This is a genomic window from Hyphomonas pacifica, from assembly GCF_000682675.1.
Classification (GTDB): Bacteria; Pseudomonadota; Alphaproteobacteria; order Caulobacterales; family Hyphomonadaceae; genus Hyphomonas; species Hyphomonas pacifica.
On sequence record NZ_AWFA01000018.1, the window covers coordinates 1 to 16,986 of the forward strand.

18 protein-coding genes are annotated in these 16,986 nt (G+C 58.2%); 10 read left to right on the forward strand and 8 right to left on the reverse strand.

Going from position 1 to position 16,986, the window contains the following annotated elements; genetic code table 11:
* Window positions 1-351 precede the first annotated feature (351 nt).
* From HY2_RS07245 to HY2_RS07255, 3 genes are all read right to left on the reverse strand, one after another.
* Entirely contained in the window at window positions 352-903 is a 552-nt protein-coding gene (locus HY2_RS07245) for a Smr/MutS family protein (protein ID WP_034826185.1), read from the reverse strand.
* A 3-nt stretch (window positions 904-906) separates the two neighbouring features.
* Window positions 907-2,130, reverse strand: coding sequence for a murein transglycosylase A (gene mltA / locus HY2_RS07250; protein ID WP_051594824.1), 1,224 nt, complete (start codon window positions 2,128-2,130; stop codon window positions 907-909).
* Between the two features lie 70 nt (window positions 2,131-2,200).
* Complete coding sequence (locus HY2_RS07255; protein WP_034826186.1) at window positions 2,201-2,815, reverse strand: Tim44/TimA family putative adaptor protein; 615 nt, start codon at window positions 2,813-2,815, stop codon at window positions 2,201-2,203.
* A 134-nt stretch (window positions 2,816-2,949) separates the two neighbouring features.
* On the opposite strand from HY2_RS07255, the gene secB reads away from it, so the two are divergent.
* Entirely contained in the window at window positions 2,950-3,450 is a 501-nt protein-coding gene (secB, locus tag HY2_RS07260; RefSeq protein ID WP_034826187.1) for a protein-export chaperone SecB, read from the forward strand.
* Here secB and dnaQ read toward each other — a convergent pair whose 3' ends face one another.
* The 5 genes from dnaQ to HY2_RS07285 are packed head-to-tail and all read right to left on the reverse strand — an operon-like array spanning window position 3,451 to window position 7,007.
* Window positions 3,451-4,152 (reverse strand): DNA polymerase III subunit epsilon, encoded by a 702-nt coding sequence (gene dnaQ / locus HY2_RS07265; protein ID WP_081814974.1) that lies wholly within the window; start codon window positions 4,150-4,152, stop codon window positions 3,451-3,453.
* Complete coding sequence (coaE, locus tag HY2_RS07270) at window positions 4,149-4,760, reverse strand: dephospho-CoA kinase (RefSeq protein ID WP_034826188.1); 612 nt, start codon at window positions 4,758-4,760, stop codon at window positions 4,149-4,151. The genes dnaQ and coaE overlap by 4 nt, the downstream gene beginning before the upstream one ends.
* Window positions 4,757-5,572 (reverse strand): shikimate dehydrogenase, encoded by an 816-nt coding sequence (gene aroE / locus HY2_RS07275; protein WP_034826189.1) that lies wholly within the window; start codon window positions 5,570-5,572, stop codon window positions 4,757-4,759. The genes coaE and aroE overlap by 4 nt, the downstream gene beginning before the upstream one ends.
* Entirely contained in the window at window positions 5,569-6,165 is a 597-nt protein-coding gene (locus tag HY2_RS07280) for a Maf family protein (protein WP_034826190.1), read from the reverse strand. The genes aroE and HY2_RS07280 overlap by 4 nt, the downstream gene beginning before the upstream one ends.
* The gene (locus HY2_RS07285) at window positions 6,162-7,007 is read right to left on the reverse strand and encodes a pyruvate, water dikinase regulatory protein (protein ID WP_034826192.1); all 846 of its coding nucleotides are present in this window, start codon (window positions 7,005-7,007) and stop codon (window positions 6,162-6,164) included. The genes HY2_RS07280 and HY2_RS07285 overlap by 4 nt, the downstream gene beginning before the upstream one ends.
* A gap of 342 nt (window positions 7,008-7,349) precedes the next feature.
* Between HY2_RS07285 and hemE the strand changes: the two genes are divergently transcribed.
* The 9 genes from hemE to HY2_RS07330 all read left to right on the forward strand — a co-directional run bounded on the left by hemE (window position 7,350) and on the right by HY2_RS07330 (window position 16,984).
* The gene (hemE, locus tag HY2_RS07290) at window positions 7,350-8,387 is read left to right on the forward strand and encodes a uroporphyrinogen decarboxylase (RefSeq protein WP_034826195.1); all 1,038 of its coding nucleotides are present in this window, start codon (window positions 7,350-7,352) and stop codon (window positions 8,385-8,387) included.
* A gap of 5 nt (window positions 8,388-8,392) precedes the next feature.
* Window positions 8,393-9,475 (forward strand): ferrochelatase, encoded by a 1,083-nt coding sequence (gene hemH, locus HY2_RS07295; protein ID WP_051594825.1) that lies wholly within the window; start codon window positions 8,393-8,395, stop codon window positions 9,473-9,475.
* Entirely contained in the window at window positions 9,475-9,903 is a 429-nt protein-coding gene (locus HY2_RS07300; RefSeq protein WP_034826197.1) for a CopD family protein, read from the forward strand. Before hemH ends, HY2_RS07300 begins: the two co-directional genes overlap by 1 nt.
* Window positions 9,904-10,057: 154 nt before the next feature.
* Window positions 10,058-11,347: a transcription termination factor Rho gene (gene rho, locus HY2_RS07305; protein ID WP_407066580.1), complete on the forward strand. Its 1,290-nt coding sequence runs from the start codon at window positions 10,058-10,060 to the stop codon at window positions 11,345-11,347.
* A gap of 17 nt (window positions 11,348-11,364) precedes the next feature.
* The gene (mnmE, locus tag HY2_RS07310) at window positions 11,365-12,699 is read left to right on the forward strand and encodes a tRNA uridine-5-carboxymethylaminomethyl(34) synthesis GTPase MnmE (protein ID WP_034826199.1); all 1,335 of its coding nucleotides are present in this window, start codon (window positions 11,365-11,367) and stop codon (window positions 12,697-12,699) included.
* Between the two features lie 71 nt (window positions 12,700-12,770).
* Window positions 12,771-14,636 carry a tRNA uridine-5-carboxymethylaminomethyl(34) synthesis enzyme MnmG gene (mnmG, locus tag HY2_RS07315; RefSeq protein WP_034826201.1) on the forward strand — a complete coding sequence of 622 codons (1,866 nt, stop codon included), beginning with the start codon at window positions 12,771-12,773 and terminating at the stop codon, window positions 14,634-14,636.
* Between the two features lie 5 nt (window positions 14,637-14,641).
* Window positions 14,642-15,265, forward strand: a complete 624-nt coding sequence (gene rsmG, locus HY2_RS07320) for a 16S rRNA (guanine(527)-N(7))-methyltransferase RsmG (protein ID WP_034826203.1) — start codon at window positions 14,642-14,644, stop codon at window positions 15,263-15,265.
* Window positions 15,252-16,064 carry a ParA family protein gene (locus HY2_RS07325; RefSeq protein ID WP_034826205.1) on the forward strand — a complete coding sequence of 271 codons (813 nt, stop codon included), beginning with the start codon at window positions 15,252-15,254 and terminating at the stop codon, window positions 16,062-16,064. Before rsmG ends, HY2_RS07325 begins: the two co-directional genes overlap by 14 nt.
* Window positions 16,065-16,069: 5 nt before the next feature.
* Window positions 16,070-16,984: a ParB/RepB/Spo0J family partition protein gene (locus tag HY2_RS07330; protein ID WP_034826207.1), complete on the forward strand. Its 915-nt coding sequence runs from the start codon at window positions 16,070-16,072 to the stop codon at window positions 16,982-16,984.
* The last annotated feature ends 2 nt before the right edge of the window (window positions 16,985-16,986 follow it).

Below are 16,986 nucleotides of genomic sequence, written 5' to 3' on the forward strand. Positions count from 1 at the left end.
CCAGTCCGGCTTTAGGCGCAGGAGGAAAGACATAACAGAGAACGGAGTTTTGCACGCCTCCGCCGATACAGCCCCAAACACGGGACAAGGAAAACAGAAAGGACAACTCCATGCCACGCCGTAAAGCCCGCATCAGAAACACGTTTCGCATGAAATTCATGTGGCGCTTCGCGGACGCGTCGCATTCAACCCATGTCAAATTCTTGCGCCGGATCGCCCGTAATATTCCGCAGGCGCGGGAATGGGTTGAAAGGTGCGTCTATGATCCGGATCTGGTTGCGGAAACATATGATCGTATCCTGAGAGAGCTGGGGCCAAGGGAAGACGATTTCACCATTCAGTACAAAAAACTCATGGCTGCCGAGCGGGCCCGGACCGCCGCAGAAACAGATAAAACGCCCCTGAGCCCCCATGACGCGCATGGGCCTCTGAATAGCCAGACACATGCTGGCTCGCATCCGGCGTCTGAACCCAGTGCAGAAAGTTCCGCCGAAGAACCCCCTCGCCCCCGCGTCCTTTTCCTGTAATCACCAGAACGCAGCGCGCGCCTTGCGTGCGGCTGCGGGTGACGAATTGCATCAGGCGCAGCTCTGCGGTCGTCTGTGTCATGCCGTGCAGATCTATCGTCCCGGCCAGTTCCAGCCGGCCGCGGCGCACACGCTTTTCACCGCCGCGGTCAGCGGCTTTTGCCGTGGGCTTTTGTTTGTCTTCCGCCTTGCCGGCCGCCGCGATCAATCCGTCAGCTGAATGTTTGCGCGGACGCATCGGATTGACCGGCCCGCCGGATTCAAGGGCGCGCTCAAATTCTTCCAGATTTGCCGTAGGCGGACCAATCGGCTTTACCGTGCGTGCAACCCTGGCCCAGGCGCGGGATTCCTCAGGGGTCAGGCGGCGCTTGGTCATGGCCTATGGCGCTGTCAGCTTCAGGGACGGATTGGCGACATTCTCATCCATCAGGCGCCGCGCCACCTTGCGCGGCAGGAACACCCACAGCCGGCCAGGCGCATTCATTGTGCCGGCGCGCTCGCCCGCTTCCTTGCCGGTCCCGAAATAGAGATCACCGCGCACGGCGCCCTTTATGGCGCCGCCCGTGTCCTGCGAAATCAACAGGCCCGCCCATTTGCCGCCCAGGCCTGGGGCTTCGGTCTCCACATACATCGGCACGCCCAGCGGGTGGATCGACGTGTCCACCGCCATGGACGACAGCGGGGTCAGCGGAATGCCCTGCGCTCCTTCCGGGCCAAGCGACGGGTCGCCCTCCGGTAGCGCGCGGAAGAACACAAAGCGCGGATTGTGGTTCATCGCCTTGCGCGTCTCAACAGGGCCGGCTCGGTCCATCCAGGCGCGGATGCCCTGCATGCTCGCCTCGCCTGCACTGATGCGGCCCGTCTCCATCAACCAGTTGGCAGTAGAGCCGAAACGGTGGCCATTATGCGCCGCATAGGCCGCTCGCACGGTTCGCCCGTCCGGGAAATGCAGGCGTCCACTGCCCTGGATCTGCAGGAAGAAGACATCCGCTGGGTGGGCATAGGCAATCGCCGTCACGCCATTTGTCGTGATGTCTGCCCGGGGTGGATAGGGCCGCAAACTACCATCCGGCATACGCTGTTTCGGGTTCGCCCCATTCGGCACCAGATCCGCCGGCAGCGCCGGAACAGGTTCGGTGAAAGGAGGCGTCGGCGTGTAGCGCGCTTCATACATCGGCTCGAAATAGCCGGTGAACCGGCTCTCACCCGTGGGAGAGGAGATTTCGACCGGCAGAAATTCGGCCTCCAGAATGGCCTTGGCGCTGGCATCATCCTCCGCCCTGTTGACCGCGTCACACACCGGCAGCCATTCGGCGACAAATCCGGCCCAGGGCGCCTTGGCGGACAGATAATCGCCCGCAGACCGGTCCTGTAGCTTCACACAGGATCGCTTGAACGCGCTGATCGGCAATTCAATCGGGGCCTCCTGCCAGTTCGGCAGGGCGGCAAAACTGCTTGGGCGCTCAATCGCCTCAACCTGTTTCGGCGGGGTGGAGACTTTCGGCGGAATATCCGGCACCACAGGGGACGGCGCAGGCGGCGGGGCACTCTGACAGGAGGCCAGAATGGTCATCACAGACAGGCAAAGCAAACGGCGGAGCATACCGCCACTTATGGCTTGCTTCAGGTCAGTCTGTCACGCCCCAGATGTCGGACGTACAGCAGAAGATGGCCTAATTGGCCTCTTCCACATCATCGAGGATCCAGTTCGGATCCGTTCCGGTCACATCGCGCATGAAGGCCCACAGCTCTTTCGCCGTGCGCGTCGTCTCGCCATCGCCCAGTTCGGCTTCATAGCGGACCCAGACGCGCGCCATCTTGCCGTCCAGCTCTGCGCTTTCGATCTCGGCCTTCTTGATGCGAAGAAGATCAAAAGCGGGCGTGTTGTTAGCTTCGCGATCGCTAATCGCCTGATCCCAGGCTTCATACACGTCATCATCCAGCAATGGACGCAAAGTCTCCCGGTCCCCCCGGGCAAAGGCCCCGACAATCATCGTATAGGCGGCCCGGGCCCCGCGCATGAAATCCGGCTCATTGAACCGGCGGTCAGCATTATAGATCTCTTCCATTCCACCCGCGGCAGGACCGGTAAAGATCGGTGTTTCCGGCTCAGCCGGCTGCATGGGCCGGTCCAGAGGCGTGACGGGACTATCGCTGCGCTTCGCAGACGGTTCTGTCCGGCGCATGGGCGTGTCGTCTTCCCCCTTCCCCAGTACGGTGTAGAGACGGAAAAGAACAAACAGCGCAATCGCTGCAAGAATGATTACCTGGACCACAGGATCGAACATAAGGACGGAATATCCTCCAAAGAAGTGTCTGGTATTCTAGATAGGGTGAACGGCCCTGTCATGCCAGTGATACATTGCGCGTTAAGGGGCCGCATGCTAGGCGGCGCGACGTCAAGTGTAGAGGGAGAACAAGCATGACAGATGCCAGCACACCGGAAAACCCCCAGCCGCAGGGCACCGGCCAAGAGGCGCCGTCCATGCGGGTGCTTGGTCAATATGTCAAAGACCTGTCCTTCGAAAATCCGGGCCATGGCCCTGTTCAGGCCCAACCGAACATTGATCTCGGTATTGATGTTGGCGCGACACCTCACGCCGACGGGAATGGCCTTTTCGAAGTTTCCCTGAAACTGTCCGCCAAGGCGACATCCGAGCAAACTGTGCTGTTCCTCTGTGAACTTGAATATGCCGGCCTGTTTCAGCTGCAAACAGTCCAGCAGAACCAGATCGAGCCCATGCTTCTGATCGAATGCCCGCGCCTCCTCTTCCCGTTCGCGCGTCGCATCATTGCAGAGATCACACGCGAAGGCGGCTTCCCGCCGCTGCTGATCGATCCGGTAGATTTTGTTCAACTCTACCAGGCCCAGTATCAGCGCGCCGCTGAGCAATCTGCTCAAAACGGCACCGGCCAGGCCTGATCAGCAGACCTTTTTCCAGATCGCGTCGTCGCCCAGGCTCACAATGAAGGCTTCATGGGCGGCGCGCTCTTCCTCAGTGATGGATGAGGCAAGTGGTTGAGGCCTTTGCTTTGCTGTCCGTTTCCGAGACCCCAAATCCCTTTCCTCTGCCGTCTCGAACGAGAAGGCCCGCGCGCGACCGCCTAGCAATTCCAGATACACGCTGGCCAACAGCTGGCTGTCGAGCAGAGCGCCGTGGAATGTCCGGCTTTCGAGCGAAATATCATAGCGTCGGCAAAGTGCATCCAGACTGGCCGGGGCGCCGGGATATTTCTTGCGCGCCATGGCGGCCGTATCAATCCAGCGCTCTTCCGGAATCGGCGGACGCCCGCAGCGCTCCAGCTCCATATTGATAAAGCCCCGGTCAAACCCGGCATTGTGCGCAACAATCGTCGCGTCGCCCAGGAATTCCAGGAAAGCATCGACGACTTCCGGATGCTCAAAATAGGGGGCATCTTTCAGATGCTCATCCGTGATGCCGGTGATACGGACCGTGTCTTCAGAAACGGATCGCTTCGGATTAATCAGTACACGAAACGTACGCCCGGTCGCAATGTGGTTCAGCATTTCCACTGCGCCAATTTCGATGACCCGGTCCCCGTCAGCAGGGTTCAGACCGGTTGTTTCGGTATCGAATGCGATTTCGCGAATAACATCACTCATGCGTCACTCTCTTCCTCAGCCAGGCGATTCATCAGGCGCACTATGGCCTGAACACAGTCGCGTGCAAATTCGAAACCATGAGCAGTGGAGATAATGAAATCTGCCTTGGCGCGCTTATCCGCATCCGGCATTTGCCGCGCGAGAATGGACTCGAATGTCTCCGCCGTCATGCCGGGGCGGGAGAGCACCCTTTCGCGCTGCACCTCTGCCGGGGCGCTTACAACCGCGACATAATCGCAATAGGCATATCCGCCCGCTTCATAAAGCAGCGGAATATCCAGCACAATGAAGGGTGCGCCGGATTTGTGCGCAGTATCCCGAAAGTGTTTCTGCGCATCGCCGGCGAGTGGATGGACGATTTTTTCCAGCGTCTTCATCGCTTCAGAATCATTCAGAACGCGCGTGCGCAGCGCAGTGCGGTCAATCGCGCCATCCTTGGTGACACCGGGAAAGGCCGCCTCAACCGGGGCAACCGCAGCGCCGTCCTTGGCATAGAGCGCGTGCACTTCGGCATCAGCGTCATAGACGGGCACGCCTTCCTCGCGGAAGAGTTCTGCTGTCGCGGATTTACCCATTCCTATGGAACCTGTCAGTCCAAGGACAATCATGTCGTGGCCTCCACCAGCTTGCGACAACGCTCCTGTGCGGACACCATATCCGGCAACACGCCGAACCAGTGTTCAAAACTGAACGCCGCCTGCGCCACCAGCATACCAATTCCATCGACAGGCTTCCAATCCTGCGCGCTTGCCGCATCCAGCATAGGTTTTGCCGCCTTGCCATAGGAAATATCGTAGAAGATACGGGACTTGCCATCAGGCATTTCAAGCGCCCCGCCTGAATGCCCGAGGCTGAGCGTATTGATCACAATATCCGCCTCACCCATGGCCGCAACAGCCTGGTCCAGGCTGCAGATTTCCGCTTCGATATTCAGATGGTTCGTCATTTCCTCTGCGCGTGAAACAGTCCGATTACAGATTGTCAGCTCTGCACGCATATCGGAGATAGCAAGTGCCACAGCGCGGGCTGCGCCCCCTGCCCCCAGCAGACACACATGCTGGCCGGAAATATCAATATCAATCTGGCCAAGCGTTTCGGCAAATCCCGGCGCGTCAGTATTCTCTGCGTGCCAGCCACCCTTCTTCAAATGGATCAGCGTATTCGCCGCGCCAATACGGCGCGCGACATCACTGACCGTTTCAGAGAGCGACAGGGCTTTTTCCTTGTGCGGCAAAGTTATGTTCAGACCCTTTGCGCCGCGCGACTCCAATGTCTTGAGCCCTTCGTCCAGTTCGCCTTTGGCAACGTGCAGGGCTTCATAGGTCGCATCGATTCCATGCTCGCGAATCCATGCCTTGTGAATCACAGGCGACAAAGAATGTGACACCGGATCGCCAACAACACCATACAGCAAGGTCATGAGGGCACTACCTTCCGAACACGCAGATAATCAAGCAGGGGCAAAAGCGGTAGACCGAGAATGGAGAAATAATCGCCTTCGATGCGCGTAAACAATTGTGCCCCCAAGCCTTCCAGCTGGTACGCGCCCACTGTGGACAAGAGCGGCGCGCCGACCTTTTCGACATAGTCTTCGATAAAGTCTTCGCTCAGCACACGCATGGTAAGCTTCGGCCGCGCCAGATAGCGCCAGACCGGTTCACCATTTTCGGAAATGACAATCCCTGTTTCCAACGTGTGCGTCTTACCGGACAGTTTACGCAAATGGTCGCGCGCACCCTCCAGATCCACGGGCTTGTCGAAGGCTTCATTCTCCAGCGACAGCATCTGATCACAGCCAATGATCAGACCGTTTTCTCGCATCGAAACTTTCATGGATTTCATCTCGGCCAGCTTCATGGCCTGATCACGCACGGACATGTTCTCGGCCCGGAATGCAGCCTTGGCAGCATCCTCATCCACGTTGGGCTTGATGGTTTCGGCTTCCACACCCGCAGCGGTCAACACGGCGCGCCGACTCTGGCTGCCGGAAGCGAGAATAATGCGTGGGCTCATACTTGTGCTTTCCGTTCGTTCAGCAGGTTCAGGATCGCGGCAGCCGTTTCCTCAACCGAGCGGCGGGACACATCAATGGTCTTCCACTTGTTGCGTTGGAAAAGGCGGTTGGCCTGGGTCACCTCATCGCGCACGGCCGCTTCATCGGCATAGATGGTGTGTTCATCTTGATCCAGCGAGATCAGGCGCTGACGGCGGATCTGCACAAGGCGCTCTGCGCTGATCTTCAGGCCAATGATCAGCGGGCCCTTCGGTCCGAGCTTTTCAATAAAAGGCGGCAGCGGCACGCCCGGAACCAGAGGAATATTCCCCGCCTTCACCTTGCGGTTTGCCAGATACACACAGGTCGGCGTCTTGGATGTGCGGCTGACCCCCAGCAGGATAACGTCCGCGCCGACCAGCCCGTCAACATTCTGGCCATCATCATGCGCGAGTGTGAAATTGATTGCTTCCATCCGTTCGAAATAGTCATCATCCAGCGCGTGCTGGCCGGCAACTTTCTGGTTGGCCGAAATGCCGAGGTGGCGGCCCAGCATGGCGATCGACGCATCCAGAACGGGCAGCGTCGCCACACCATGCTCACGACAGAAGGATTCCAGCTTCTGGCGCAGGACTTCATCAGAGATCGTGTACCAGACAACGCCGGGTGCGGCCTCTATCTCCCGCATCACGCGTTCCAGCTGGCGCTCGGAGCGGACGAGATAATAATTGTGTTCAAGCGGCTGTACGTTTTCGAACTGTGCACAGGCCGCTCGCTGAATCGCATTAAGGGTCTCACCCGTACTGTCAGACACGAGGTGGACATTGAAATAAATGCTGAAGCGCTGAGGGGTCGTATTCATACCCCCTGTGTTGCCGAGGTTGGCGAAACACACAAGACCTGTGAGTCGCCTGTGGATAGCCATTTTTCCCCAACTGGATTCACAATTGACTCACAGGAGGCAGAATCCGACTCCTTAAGAATCCCTTTATGTTCGACTCTGTGAGTCCCGCTAAGGTGTTAACCCCTCATTAACCCTGTCGCGGCGGGTAGTTAATGAAACCTTACCCGGGTGCGACACCCTGTGACTCACCTGTGGAATTAGCTGGACAATTCCTGTGTGTGGCCTTTCTCCACGAATTACACGGTCTAATAGTTATAAGCGCCCTGTCGGGCTTTGTTTGAATTTGGAATGGATGGGGCGATGGGCGAGAACACCAAGCCGAAACTGATTCAGGTACTCGAGGGACATGCGGTTTCTCCGCCTCCGGTATGGATGATGCGCCAGGCCGGGCGGCATCTGCCCGAATATCTTGAGCTTCGGGCGAGAGCTAAGAACTTCCTGGATTTCTGCTACACGCCTTCAATGGCCGCTGAAGCGACCCTGCAGCCCGTCCGCCGATATGGCATGGACGGGGCTATCCTGTTCGCTGACATCCTGTTGATCCTGGACGCGATGGGCCTGGGTGTGCGGTTCGAGAAAGGTGTCGGGCCTCTGGTCGAAGAGATCGCCAGCGCATCGGACCTCTCTCGCGTACCACCACAACAGGCGGCAGACCGTTTGTCTCCCGTCTATGAAACTGTTTCTCGCGTGAAAGCCGGTTTGCCGTCAGGTACAGCGCTGATCGGATTTGCCGGCTCTCCCTGGACCGTTGGGCTTTATGCCATCGAGGGACGTGGCAAGACCGACAAGTCCACCGCCTGGCGCTGGGCCCATGGCAAGCCGGATGAACTGGCCGCTGTGCTGGACCAGATCATTGATGCGACGGCCTATTATCTCAGCGCGCAAGTCGAGGCAGGCGCCGATGCGCTGATGCTGTTCGATAGCTGGGCCGAGGGCCTGCCGGACAATATTTTCCGCGAAGTCATTATTGCGCCGACAAAGAAACTTGTCGCGCGTCTTCGGGAGATGGGCATCACCGTGCCGATCATCGGCTTTCCGCGCGGCGCCTCAGCCATGATTGGCGAGTATGTGGCCGAAACCGGCGTGACAGCTGTGGGCCTCGATACGGCGGCTGTGCCAAGCTTTATCAATAGCGCGCTGCCGGAAGGCTTCCCGGTTCAGGGCCATCTGGACCCGCTATTGTTGATCGAAGGCGGTGAAAGACTCGACGCCCGCGTTCGTGAGCTTATCTCTGTCTATTCCGGCCGCCCGCATATTTTCAATCTTGGACATGGCATCCGGCCGGAAACCCCCATCGCGCATGTTCAGCGCGTTCTGGAAATCATTCGGGAAGGCTGACTTTTATGGCCCGCAAGATCGCTGTCGTACTGTTCAATCTGGGCGGACCGGATACGGAGAAGGATGTTCAGCCTTTTCTGAAAAACCTTTTCCGCGATCCGGCGATTATCGGCGCACCGCTGCCGGTGAGATGGTTCCTGGCGCGGCTGATTTCGTCCACGCGGGCGCCGTCGGTGAAAAAGAATTACGCCATGATGGATGCGGGCGGCGGATCACCCCTGCTGCCAGAAACAAAGATACAGGCAGAGGCGCTGACCGAGGCGTTGGCGAAGCGTTATCCGGAAGATGAAGTGCGCTGCTTTATCGGCATGCGCTACTGGCACCCCTTCACCGAAGAGGCCGCCGCAGAGGTAAAAGCCTGGGGCGCGGATGAAGTCGTGCTGTTGCCACTCTATCCGCAATTCTCCACAACGACGACAGGCTCCTCGCTGACGGCTTGGAAGAAAGCCTACAAGCAGCCTGTGAAGACGGTGTGTTGCTATCCTTTCGCCGAGGGCCTGATCACGGCGCATGTCGAGCGTATCATGGATGCGCACAAGCGCGCGGGCGAGCCGGGCAATGTGCGCTTGCTTCTGTCGGCGCATGGTCTGCCGGAAAAGATCGTCAAATCGGGTGACCCCTATCAGTGGCAGTGCGAGACCATGGCCGACATGATTGCTGGCCGGGTGCCGTCCGACTGGGAAGTCGTGGCGTGCTACCAATCCCGGGTTGGCCCGCTGAAATGGATCGGGCCGCCGACCGAGGAGTGCATCGCGGAAGCTGCCGATGAAGGAAAGAACATCCTCATCGCGCCGATAGCCTTCGTGTCAGAGCATATTGAGACACTGGTGGAGCTGGGCGAGGAATATCGCCTTGTTGCCGAACAGCATGGCGCGCCGAGCTATACCCGCGTGGAAGCCGTCGGCGTGCATGAGGAATTCATCTCCATGCTGGCCGACCAGGTGGAAGATGCGCTGCGCGAAGATCTTGCCATTCGGTCCTGTGCAGGGTCTCGCCTGTGCGCGGGCAACTGGAGTGGATGTCCGAACACACAAGCCCATGCCGGCGCGGGCAAGCTGGTGAATGCAGATCAGAAAGCCGGCGCGTAATGCTGTATCTCTGGGTGAAGGCGCTGCATGTGATTTTCGTGATTGCCCTGATGGGTGGTCTGCTTGTCTATCCGCGCTACAAGATCCATCAATTGTCCAGCAAGCCGGGTGATGAATTGTTCGAGACGATGAAGGATGCCTCGAACAGGCTGCGCAAGATTATCCTCAACCCCAGTATTATTTTAGTCTGGATTCTGGGAATCACGATGCTGGTCATGAATCAGAGCCTGCTGAGCCAGCCATGGATGCATGTGAAACTGCTGCTGGTGCTGATCCTGTCCGGTTTGCACGGCTACTTCATCGGTGTTGGCAAAAAGATCGACCGCGGCACACCGAATGTTACGGCCAAGCGGTTGCGCATGATGAATGAAGTACCGTTTCTGCTGATGATCGGCATCGTCATCATGGTGATCGTGCGCCCGTTCTGAGTCGTCGACTCTGGCACAACCCTTGACGAAATGCCCCTTTAGGAGGCATATGCAGCAAAACCGCTGCGCAGTCCTTGCGCGGGCGATGATCCCCCGATTTCTAAAATCCGGCTCCTGATATTATTTGCAGCAGCCCCTTATCCGGAATTCCCTCATGGCATCTTCCATGCTCGACGACATAACCAGTGTGAAACTCAGCGACCTGAAGGCGAAGTCGCCTGAAGAACTGCTCGCCTACGCAGAAGAGCTGGAAGTCGAAAACGCCTCCTCTATGCGGACGCAGGACATGCTGTTCGCCATCCTGAAGGAACTTGCCGACAGCGAAGTGGAAATCACGGGCCAGGGCGTTCTGGAAGTACTGACCGATGGCTTCGGCTTCCTCCGCTCTCCGGAATCCAACTATTTGCCTGGCCCGGACGACATCTATGTCAGCCCGGAAGTTCTCAAGAAGGGTAATATCCGCACCGGCGATACGGTTGAAGGTCCGATCGTCGCCCCGCAGGATAATGAGCGCTACTTCGCGCTGACCGATGTCTCCCGCATCAATTTCGAGGAGCCTGACAAGGCCAACAAGAAAGTCCACTTCGACAACCTCACGCCGCTCTATCCTGAAGAGCGCCTGCGCATGGAAAGCCAAGACCCGACCCGCAAGGATCGCTCCGGCCGCGTGATTGACATTGTTGCGCCGATTGGTAAGGGCCAGCGTGCGCTGATCGTTGCGCCGCCACGGACCGGTAAGACCGTTCTCTTGCAGAACATCGCGTCTGCCATCGAAGAGAATCACCCGGAATGCTATCTGATCGTTCTGCTGATCGACGAGCGTCCGGAAGAAGTGACCGACATGCGCCGCACGGTGAAGGGCGAAGTCGTCGCTTCCACCTTTGACGAGCCGGCGACCCGCCACGTTCAGGTGGCTGAAATGGTCATCGAAAAAGCCAAGCGTCTGGTTGAGCACAAGCGCGATGTTGTCATCCTGCTCGACTCGATCACCCGTCTCGGCCGTGCCTACAACACGACAGTACCAAGCTCCGGCAAGGTGCTGACTGGTGGTGTGGACGCCAACGCCCTGCAACGTCCGAAGCGTTTCTTCGGTGCCGCACGGAACGTGGAAAACGGTGGTTCGCTGACCATCGTCGCAACGGCTCTGATCGATACCGGCAGCCGGATGGATGAAGTGATCTTTGAGGAATTCAAAGGGACAGGTAACTCCGAAGTCGTGCTTGACCGGAAGATTGCCGACAAGCGGACCTTCCCTGCCATCGACATCATGAAGTCCGGCACGCGGAAAGAAGAACTGATCACGCCGCAGGCGCAGCTGTCGAAAATCTATATCCTGCGCCGTATCCTGGGGCCGATGGGTACGAATGATGCCATCGACTTCCTGCTTGATAAGCTGCGCCAGACGAAGAACAATGATGAATTCTTCGAAGCGATGAAGAACTAAAGGGAGCGCGATTGGCCATGAGCGAGCGCGACACTATCTGCGCCCTCGCCTCGGGCCAGCCCCCTGCTGCCATCTGTATTATTCGCCTCTCCGGAGATGCGATCTGGAAACTGGCCGGTGCGCTGCTGGATTGTGGGCTGCCGGAACCGCGCCGGGCAACCCTGACCAAGTTTCGCGATGAAGATGCCAATCTGATTGATGAAGGCCTCGCCCTGTTCATGCCGGGGCCACATTCCTATACAGGCGAAGATACGCTGGAGCTGTACCTGCATGGCGGGCCTGCGGTCATCGAACATGCAATCAGCACACTGATTAAAGAACCGAACGTGCGGATGGCTGAGCCAGGCGAGTTCACGCGCCGCGCGTTTGAAGCCGGCAAGATAGACCTGACAGAGGCCGAAGGCGTCGCGGACATCATCGAAGCAGAGACGACCGCGCAGAAAGCCCAGGCTTTGCGCCAGCTGACAGGCGGTCTGACCGAGCAGTATGACCGTTGGCGCGCTGAGCTGACCGGTATTTTGGCGCTTATCGAAGTCGCCGTGGATTTCCCGGATGAAGAGGATGCCCCGGAAGAAACAACGGCACCGGTGATCATAAAACTGAACCGGTTGATCGGAGAATTGGAAGAAGCTCTCGGCGACCGGGGCATCGGAGAGAAGATCCGCGACGGCTTCCGCATCGCAATTATCGGCGCGCCCAATGCGGGCAAGTCAACCTTGCTGAACCGGCTCGCGCGCCGTGATGCGGCCATCGTGACGTCCCGTCCTGGGACGACGCGGGATGTGATCGAGGTCCGCCTAGTGCTTGGCGGGCAAATTGTCTGGATCTCTGACACCGCTGGATTGCGCGAAACGGAAGACGAGATTGAAGCCGAAGGCGTGCGCCGTGCAGAACGTGTTGCCGCTGAAGCTGATCTGCGCCTGTTAATGGTTGACGGATCAGCCCCCGAGCTGGGGGTGCTGACCTCCCCTTACCGCCAATCGACGGATATAGTCATCGTTAACAAGGCCGACGTGAATTTGTCGCCTGATCTGCCAGAGTTTAACTATAAAATCTCGGCAAAGGATGGCGCGGGCGTTGCGGAAGTGGAAGCCGCGCTCGCGGATTTCATTGCAAATAAAGCGGCCTCAGTTGAGGCGCCTGTGATCACGCGTGCGCGCCACAGGGCCCGCCTGGTTGAGGGTCTTGGCTGTCTTATCGCGGCACGAGATGCGCTGGACCTAGGTACCGGAGCGGAACTTGCCGCGGAAGATGTACGCCTCGCGATCCGTCATCTGGGCGCGATTGTCGGCACGGTCGGCGTGGAAGATGTGCTTGGCGCTGTCTTCTCCCAGTTCTGCATCGGCAAATGACCCCTAGGGTTTGAGCGCCCGAGCCGCTATATAGCGCCTTTCTGAAAACACCGGACCAGAAGCGGCGCGCGATGAGCGAGACAAACCAGTTTGATGTGATTGTGGTGGGCGGCGGCCATGCCGGCTGCGAAGCAGCGGCAGCGGCGGCGCGGACGGGTGCACGCACAGCGCTCGTAACCCACAAGATCGCAACCATTGGCGAGATGAGCTGTAACCCGGCCATTGGCGGTTTGGGGAAGGGACATCTCGTGCGCGAGATTGATGCGCTGGATGGTTTGATGGGGCGCTTGGCAGACAAGGCAGGCATCCAGTTCCGGATGCTCAACCGCTCGAAAGGCCCGGCCGTCTGGGGACCGCGGTCTCAGATTGATCGCAAGCTTTATCGCGAAGCGATGCAGGCGGAACTCGCCGACTATCCGAACCTCACTATTATCGAGGATGGCGCGGAAGACCTGATTGTTGAGAACGATCATGTGGCCGGTGTGATCGGCCTCAAGGGCGATGCATATCATGCGCCTTCTGTAGTAATTACCACAGGAACTTTCCTGAAAGGCCTGATCCATATCGGTGAGAAGCGCATCCCGGCGGGCCGTGTAGGGGAAGCCCCGGCGATTGGTCTTTCGGATCGACTCTATGGTCTGGGTCTGCCGATGGGGCGCCTCAAAACCGGAACCCCTGCCCGTCTCGATGGCCGCACGATTGCGTGGGATCGTCTGGAGATGCAGCCGGCCGATGAGCGCCCTATTCCGTTCTCCTATCTGACGGACGAAATCACTGTGCCGCAGGTCCAGTGCGGCATCACATGGACGACCCCCGAAACCCACGCGATTATTGCAGAGAATATCACGCAATCGGCTGTTTATTCTGGCGCGATTGCCGGTCGTGGTCCACGCTATTGCCCGTCGATTGAAGACAAGGTGCATCGCTTTGCGGATAAGGATCGGCATCAGATATTCCTCGAGCCGGAAGGCCTGGAAGATCACACCGTGTATCCGAATGGTATTTCGACGTCATTGCCGGAGGAGATTCAGGAACGCTTTTTGAAAACCATTCCCGGTCTCGAAAACGCGAAGATCCTGCAATACGCCTACGCGATTGAATATGACTACGTGGATCCGCGTGCGCTTTCCTCCGCCCTGGAAGTTCAGCTCCTGCCCGGCCTTTATTTGGCGGGACAGATCAATGGTACCACGGGATATGAAGAAGCTGGCGCCCAGGGCCTCGTCGCAGGTCTGAATGCCGCGCGCGCGACGGCTGGGAAAGATCCGATCATTTTTGACCGGGCCGAAGCCTATATCGGTGTTCTGATTGATGATCTCGTCACACGTGGCGTGACGGAGCCATACCGGATGTTCACGTCCCGCGCGGAATACCGTCTGGCACTACGGGCAGATAATGCGGATCAGCGCCTGACCGCCAAGGGTATTGCCGCCGGATGTGTCGGGTCAGACCGTGCCTCTGTGTTTCACGTGAAACAGGAAAAACTGGAAGCGGCTCGGACTCTTCTCAATACTCTCACGCTTTCTCCAGCCAAAGCCGCTTTGTCTGGATGGTCGGTCAATCAGGATGGCCGCGTCCGGACGGCGTGGGAATATCTCTCATATAAAGACATAGGTCTCCCTTCACTAGCCAAAGTCTGGTCAGAGCTATCGGACATCGCGCCAGAGATCGCAACACAGATCGAGATCGAGGCGACCTATTCCGCCTATCTGGATCGCCAGGCGGAAGATGTCGCAGCACTGCGCCGGGATGAGGATCTGATGATCCCGGGTGATCTGGACTATTCCTCGATTGGCGGACTTTCCAATGAAGTACGCCAAAAGCTCGAAACCGTACGCCCCTCCACCCTTGGACAGGCCGGACGGATCGAAGGCGTCACTCCCGGAGCGCTGACCGCACTACTCGGATATGTTAAGCGCCGTAAGAAGGCCGGTTAATACTCATGACGAATTCTCAGGATCGCGCGGCTTTTTTGGCCGATTTCGATGTTTCACGTGAAACATTGGAAAGATTGGACACGATCATCTTAACCCTCGACGACTGGCGCAAGCGGTCAAACTTGATTGGCCCACGCGAATGGCCTCAGATCTGGACACGTCATGTCGGCGATTCCTTCCAGATCCTTGACTCTGTATCTAATGAAACGCGTGTGGTGGATTTCGGTTCCGGCGCGGGCTTTCCAGGATTGATCATGTCGGCGGCCCGCCCAGCGTCTCACGTGACCATGATGGAGAGTGTCGGGAAGAAATGTGCGTTTCTACGCGCCGCGATAGATGCAGCCGGTCTCAATGCCGCCGTCTATCAGGGACGGATCGAAACCGCCCCGGCGAGTGAGGCAGATATCGTCACCGCGCGGGCCTTTGCGCCACTTCCCAAATTGCTCGACTATGCGGCTCCATGGATGGAAAACGGTGCAAAAGGGGTTTTTCTGAAGGGCGAACGCTGGAAAGAAGAATTGACGGACGCGCAACAAAGATGGAGTTTCGCCTATGAGGCGATTCCAAGTCGCACCGGTGGGTCAGGCGTGATTTTGATCGTGAGGGAGCTCAAACGTGGCAGGCGGTAAACCTAGAATTTTTGCGGTTGTGAACCAGAAAGGCGGTGTCGGGAAGACGACCACGTCGATCAATCTGGGAACGGCTTTGGCGGCTGTGGGGCGCCGTGTTCTGATCGTGGACTTCGATGCCCAGGGCAACGCGTCGACCGGTCTTGGCATTGAGCGCCAAGATCGCCTGAAAACATCTTATGATGTGGTCGTGGACCGGATTCCCCTGGAAGAGGCGGTTCTGTCAACCATCGTGCCGCGTCTGGACATTGTTCCAGGTGACGAGAACCTTTCCGGTGTCGAGACGGAATTGGCCAATGATGCACACCGGTCATACCGTCTGCGCGATGGTCTGCATGATTATGTGAACCGGTCTATGGCCGGTAGTCTCGTCAAGTATGACTACATTCTGATTGATTGCCCGCCTTCCTTGTCGTCTCTCACATTGAACGCCATGACGGCGGCGGACGCGCTTCTGGTGCCGCTGCAATGTGAGTTCCTCGCTCTGGAAGGTCTTAGCCAATTGCTGCGCACCGTGGAAGTTGTGCGCGCGGGCCTCAATCCAAACCTTGAGATCCAGGGCGTAGTTCTGACCATGTATGACCGCCGCAATAATCTGTCCGATCAGGTGGCCGACGAAGTGCGCGCTTTCTTTGGCAACAAGGTCTACAATACAGTCATCCCCCGGAATGTCCGACTGTCGGAGGCGCCATCCTTTGGTAAGCCGGCGCTTCTGTATGATTATCGTTGCCCGGGCAGTGAAGCCTATATCCGCCTGGCATCAGAAGTTCTGCAAAGAGAGAAGGCCCGGGCGGCCTGAATATCATGAGCGAAGACGCAAAGAGCAAACCTTCCCGCCTTGGACGCGGACTTTCGGCCCTGATCGGAGAGGTCGAGGGTATCTCTCGCCCTGAAGCCGACACTACAGGCGGCAAGTCTGAAGGCGGTAGCGAGATTGCGATTGATCTGATCCGCCGCAACCCGTCGCAGCCGCGGCGTACGTTTGACGAAAGTGCGCTGAAGGAACTGGCTGAATCCCTGAAAAGCCGCGGTGTTCTGCAGGCGATCCTGGTGCGTCCGGATCCGAAGGAAACCGGGAAGTACCAGATAATCGCAGGCGAGCGTCGGTGGCGGGCCGCCAAAATGGCGGGTCTTACCAGTATTCCTGCGGTCATACGTGATACTGATGAGCTGGAACTGCTTGAAATCGGCATCATCGAGAACGTTCAGCGATCTGACCTCAACCCGATTGAAGAGGCCGAGGCCTATGAAGCGCTGATGAAGCGGTTTGGCCGGACGCAAGACAGCCTGGCGACCAGTGTCGGCAAGAGCCGCGTGCATATCGCCAACACATTGCGTCTTCTGCAATTGCCGGAAGCAGCTCGGGAGCATGTCCGTGAGGGTCGTATCACAGCTGGCCATGCACGAGCCGCGCTCGGCGCGCCAGACCCGGAAGCGCTGATCGATATGGCCGTCGAGAAGGGGCTGACGGTTCGCGATGTGGAAGCGCGCGCCAAAGCGGCCCGCGAAGGCGGCCCGATTGAAACCAAATCTGCGAAGCCCAAGCCGGATGAAAAGGATGTCGATACGGAGGCGCTGGAAGCAGATCTGTCCCGCCAGCTAGGCCTCGATGTTGATATTCGTCACGGCAAGAATGGCGGAGAGCTGCGCATCAAGTATCGCGATCTGGAACAGCTGGATGATGTGTGCCGCCGCCTGACAGCAAAGCGGAAGCTGTAAGG

Bases quoted from the DNA above. Each gene is read 5' to 3' on its own strand.
- secB (WP_034826187.1), top strand. From the start codon at position 2,950: ATGACAGATGCCAGCACACCGGAAAACCCCCAGCCGCAGGGCACCGGC.
- mltA (WP_051594824.1), bottom strand. From the start codon at position 2,130: ATGCTCCGCCGTTTGCTTTGCCTGTCTGTGATGACCATTCTGGCCTCC.
- HY2_RS07285 (WP_034826192.1), bottom strand. From the start codon at position 7,007: ATGAATACGACCCCTCAGCGCTTCAGCATTTATTTCAATGTCCACCTC.
- rsmG (WP_034826203.1), top strand. From the start codon at position 14,642: ATGACGAATTCTCAGGATCGCGCGGCTTTTTTGGCCGATTTCGATGTT.
- aroE (WP_034826189.1), bottom strand. From the start codon at position 5,572: ATGACCTTGCTGTATGGTGTTGTTGGCGATCCGGTGTCACATTCTTTG.
- HY2_RS07330 (WP_034826207.1), top strand. From the start codon at position 16,070: ATGAGCGAAGACGCAAAGAGCAAACCTTCCCGCCTTGGACGCGGACTT.
- hemE (WP_034826195.1), top strand. From the start codon at position 7,350: ATGGGCGAGAACACCAAGCCGAAACTGATTCAGGTACTCGAGGGACAT.
- hemH (WP_051594825.1), top strand. From the start codon at position 8,393: ATGGCCCGCAAGATCGCTGTCGTACTGTTCAATCTGGGCGGACCGGAT.
- HY2_RS07245 (WP_034826185.1), bottom strand. From the start codon at position 903: ATGACCAAGCGCCGCCTGACCCCTGAGGAATCCCGCGCCTGGGCCAGG.
- mnmG (WP_034826201.1), top strand. From the start codon at position 12,771: ATGAGCGAGACAAACCAGTTTGATGTGATTGTGGTGGGCGGCGGCCAT.
- rho (WP_407066580.1), top strand. From the start codon at position 10,058: ATGGCATCTTCCATGCTCGACGACATAACCAGTGTGAAACTCAGCGAC.
- HY2_RS07300 (WP_034826197.1), top strand. From the start codon at position 9,475: ATGCTGTATCTCTGGGTGAAGGCGCTGCATGTGATTTTCGTGATTGCC.
- HY2_RS07280 (WP_034826190.1), bottom strand. From the start codon at position 6,165: ATGAGCCCACGCATTATTCTCGCTTCCGGCAGCCAGAGTCGGCGCGCC.
- coaE (WP_034826188.1), bottom strand. From the start codon at position 4,760: ATGATTGTCCTTGGACTGACAGGTTCCATAGGAATGGGTAAATCCGCG.
- HY2_RS07255 (WP_034826186.1), bottom strand. From the start codon at position 2,815: ATGTTCGATCCTGTGGTCCAGGTAATCATTCTTGCAGCGATTGCGCTG.
- dnaQ (WP_081814974.1), bottom strand. From the start codon at position 4,152: ATGAGTGATGTTATTCGCGAAATCGCATTCGATACCGAAACAACCGGT.
- mnmE (WP_034826199.1), top strand. From the start codon at position 11,365: ATGAGCGAGCGCGACACTATCTGCGCCCTCGCCTCGGGCCAGCCCCCT.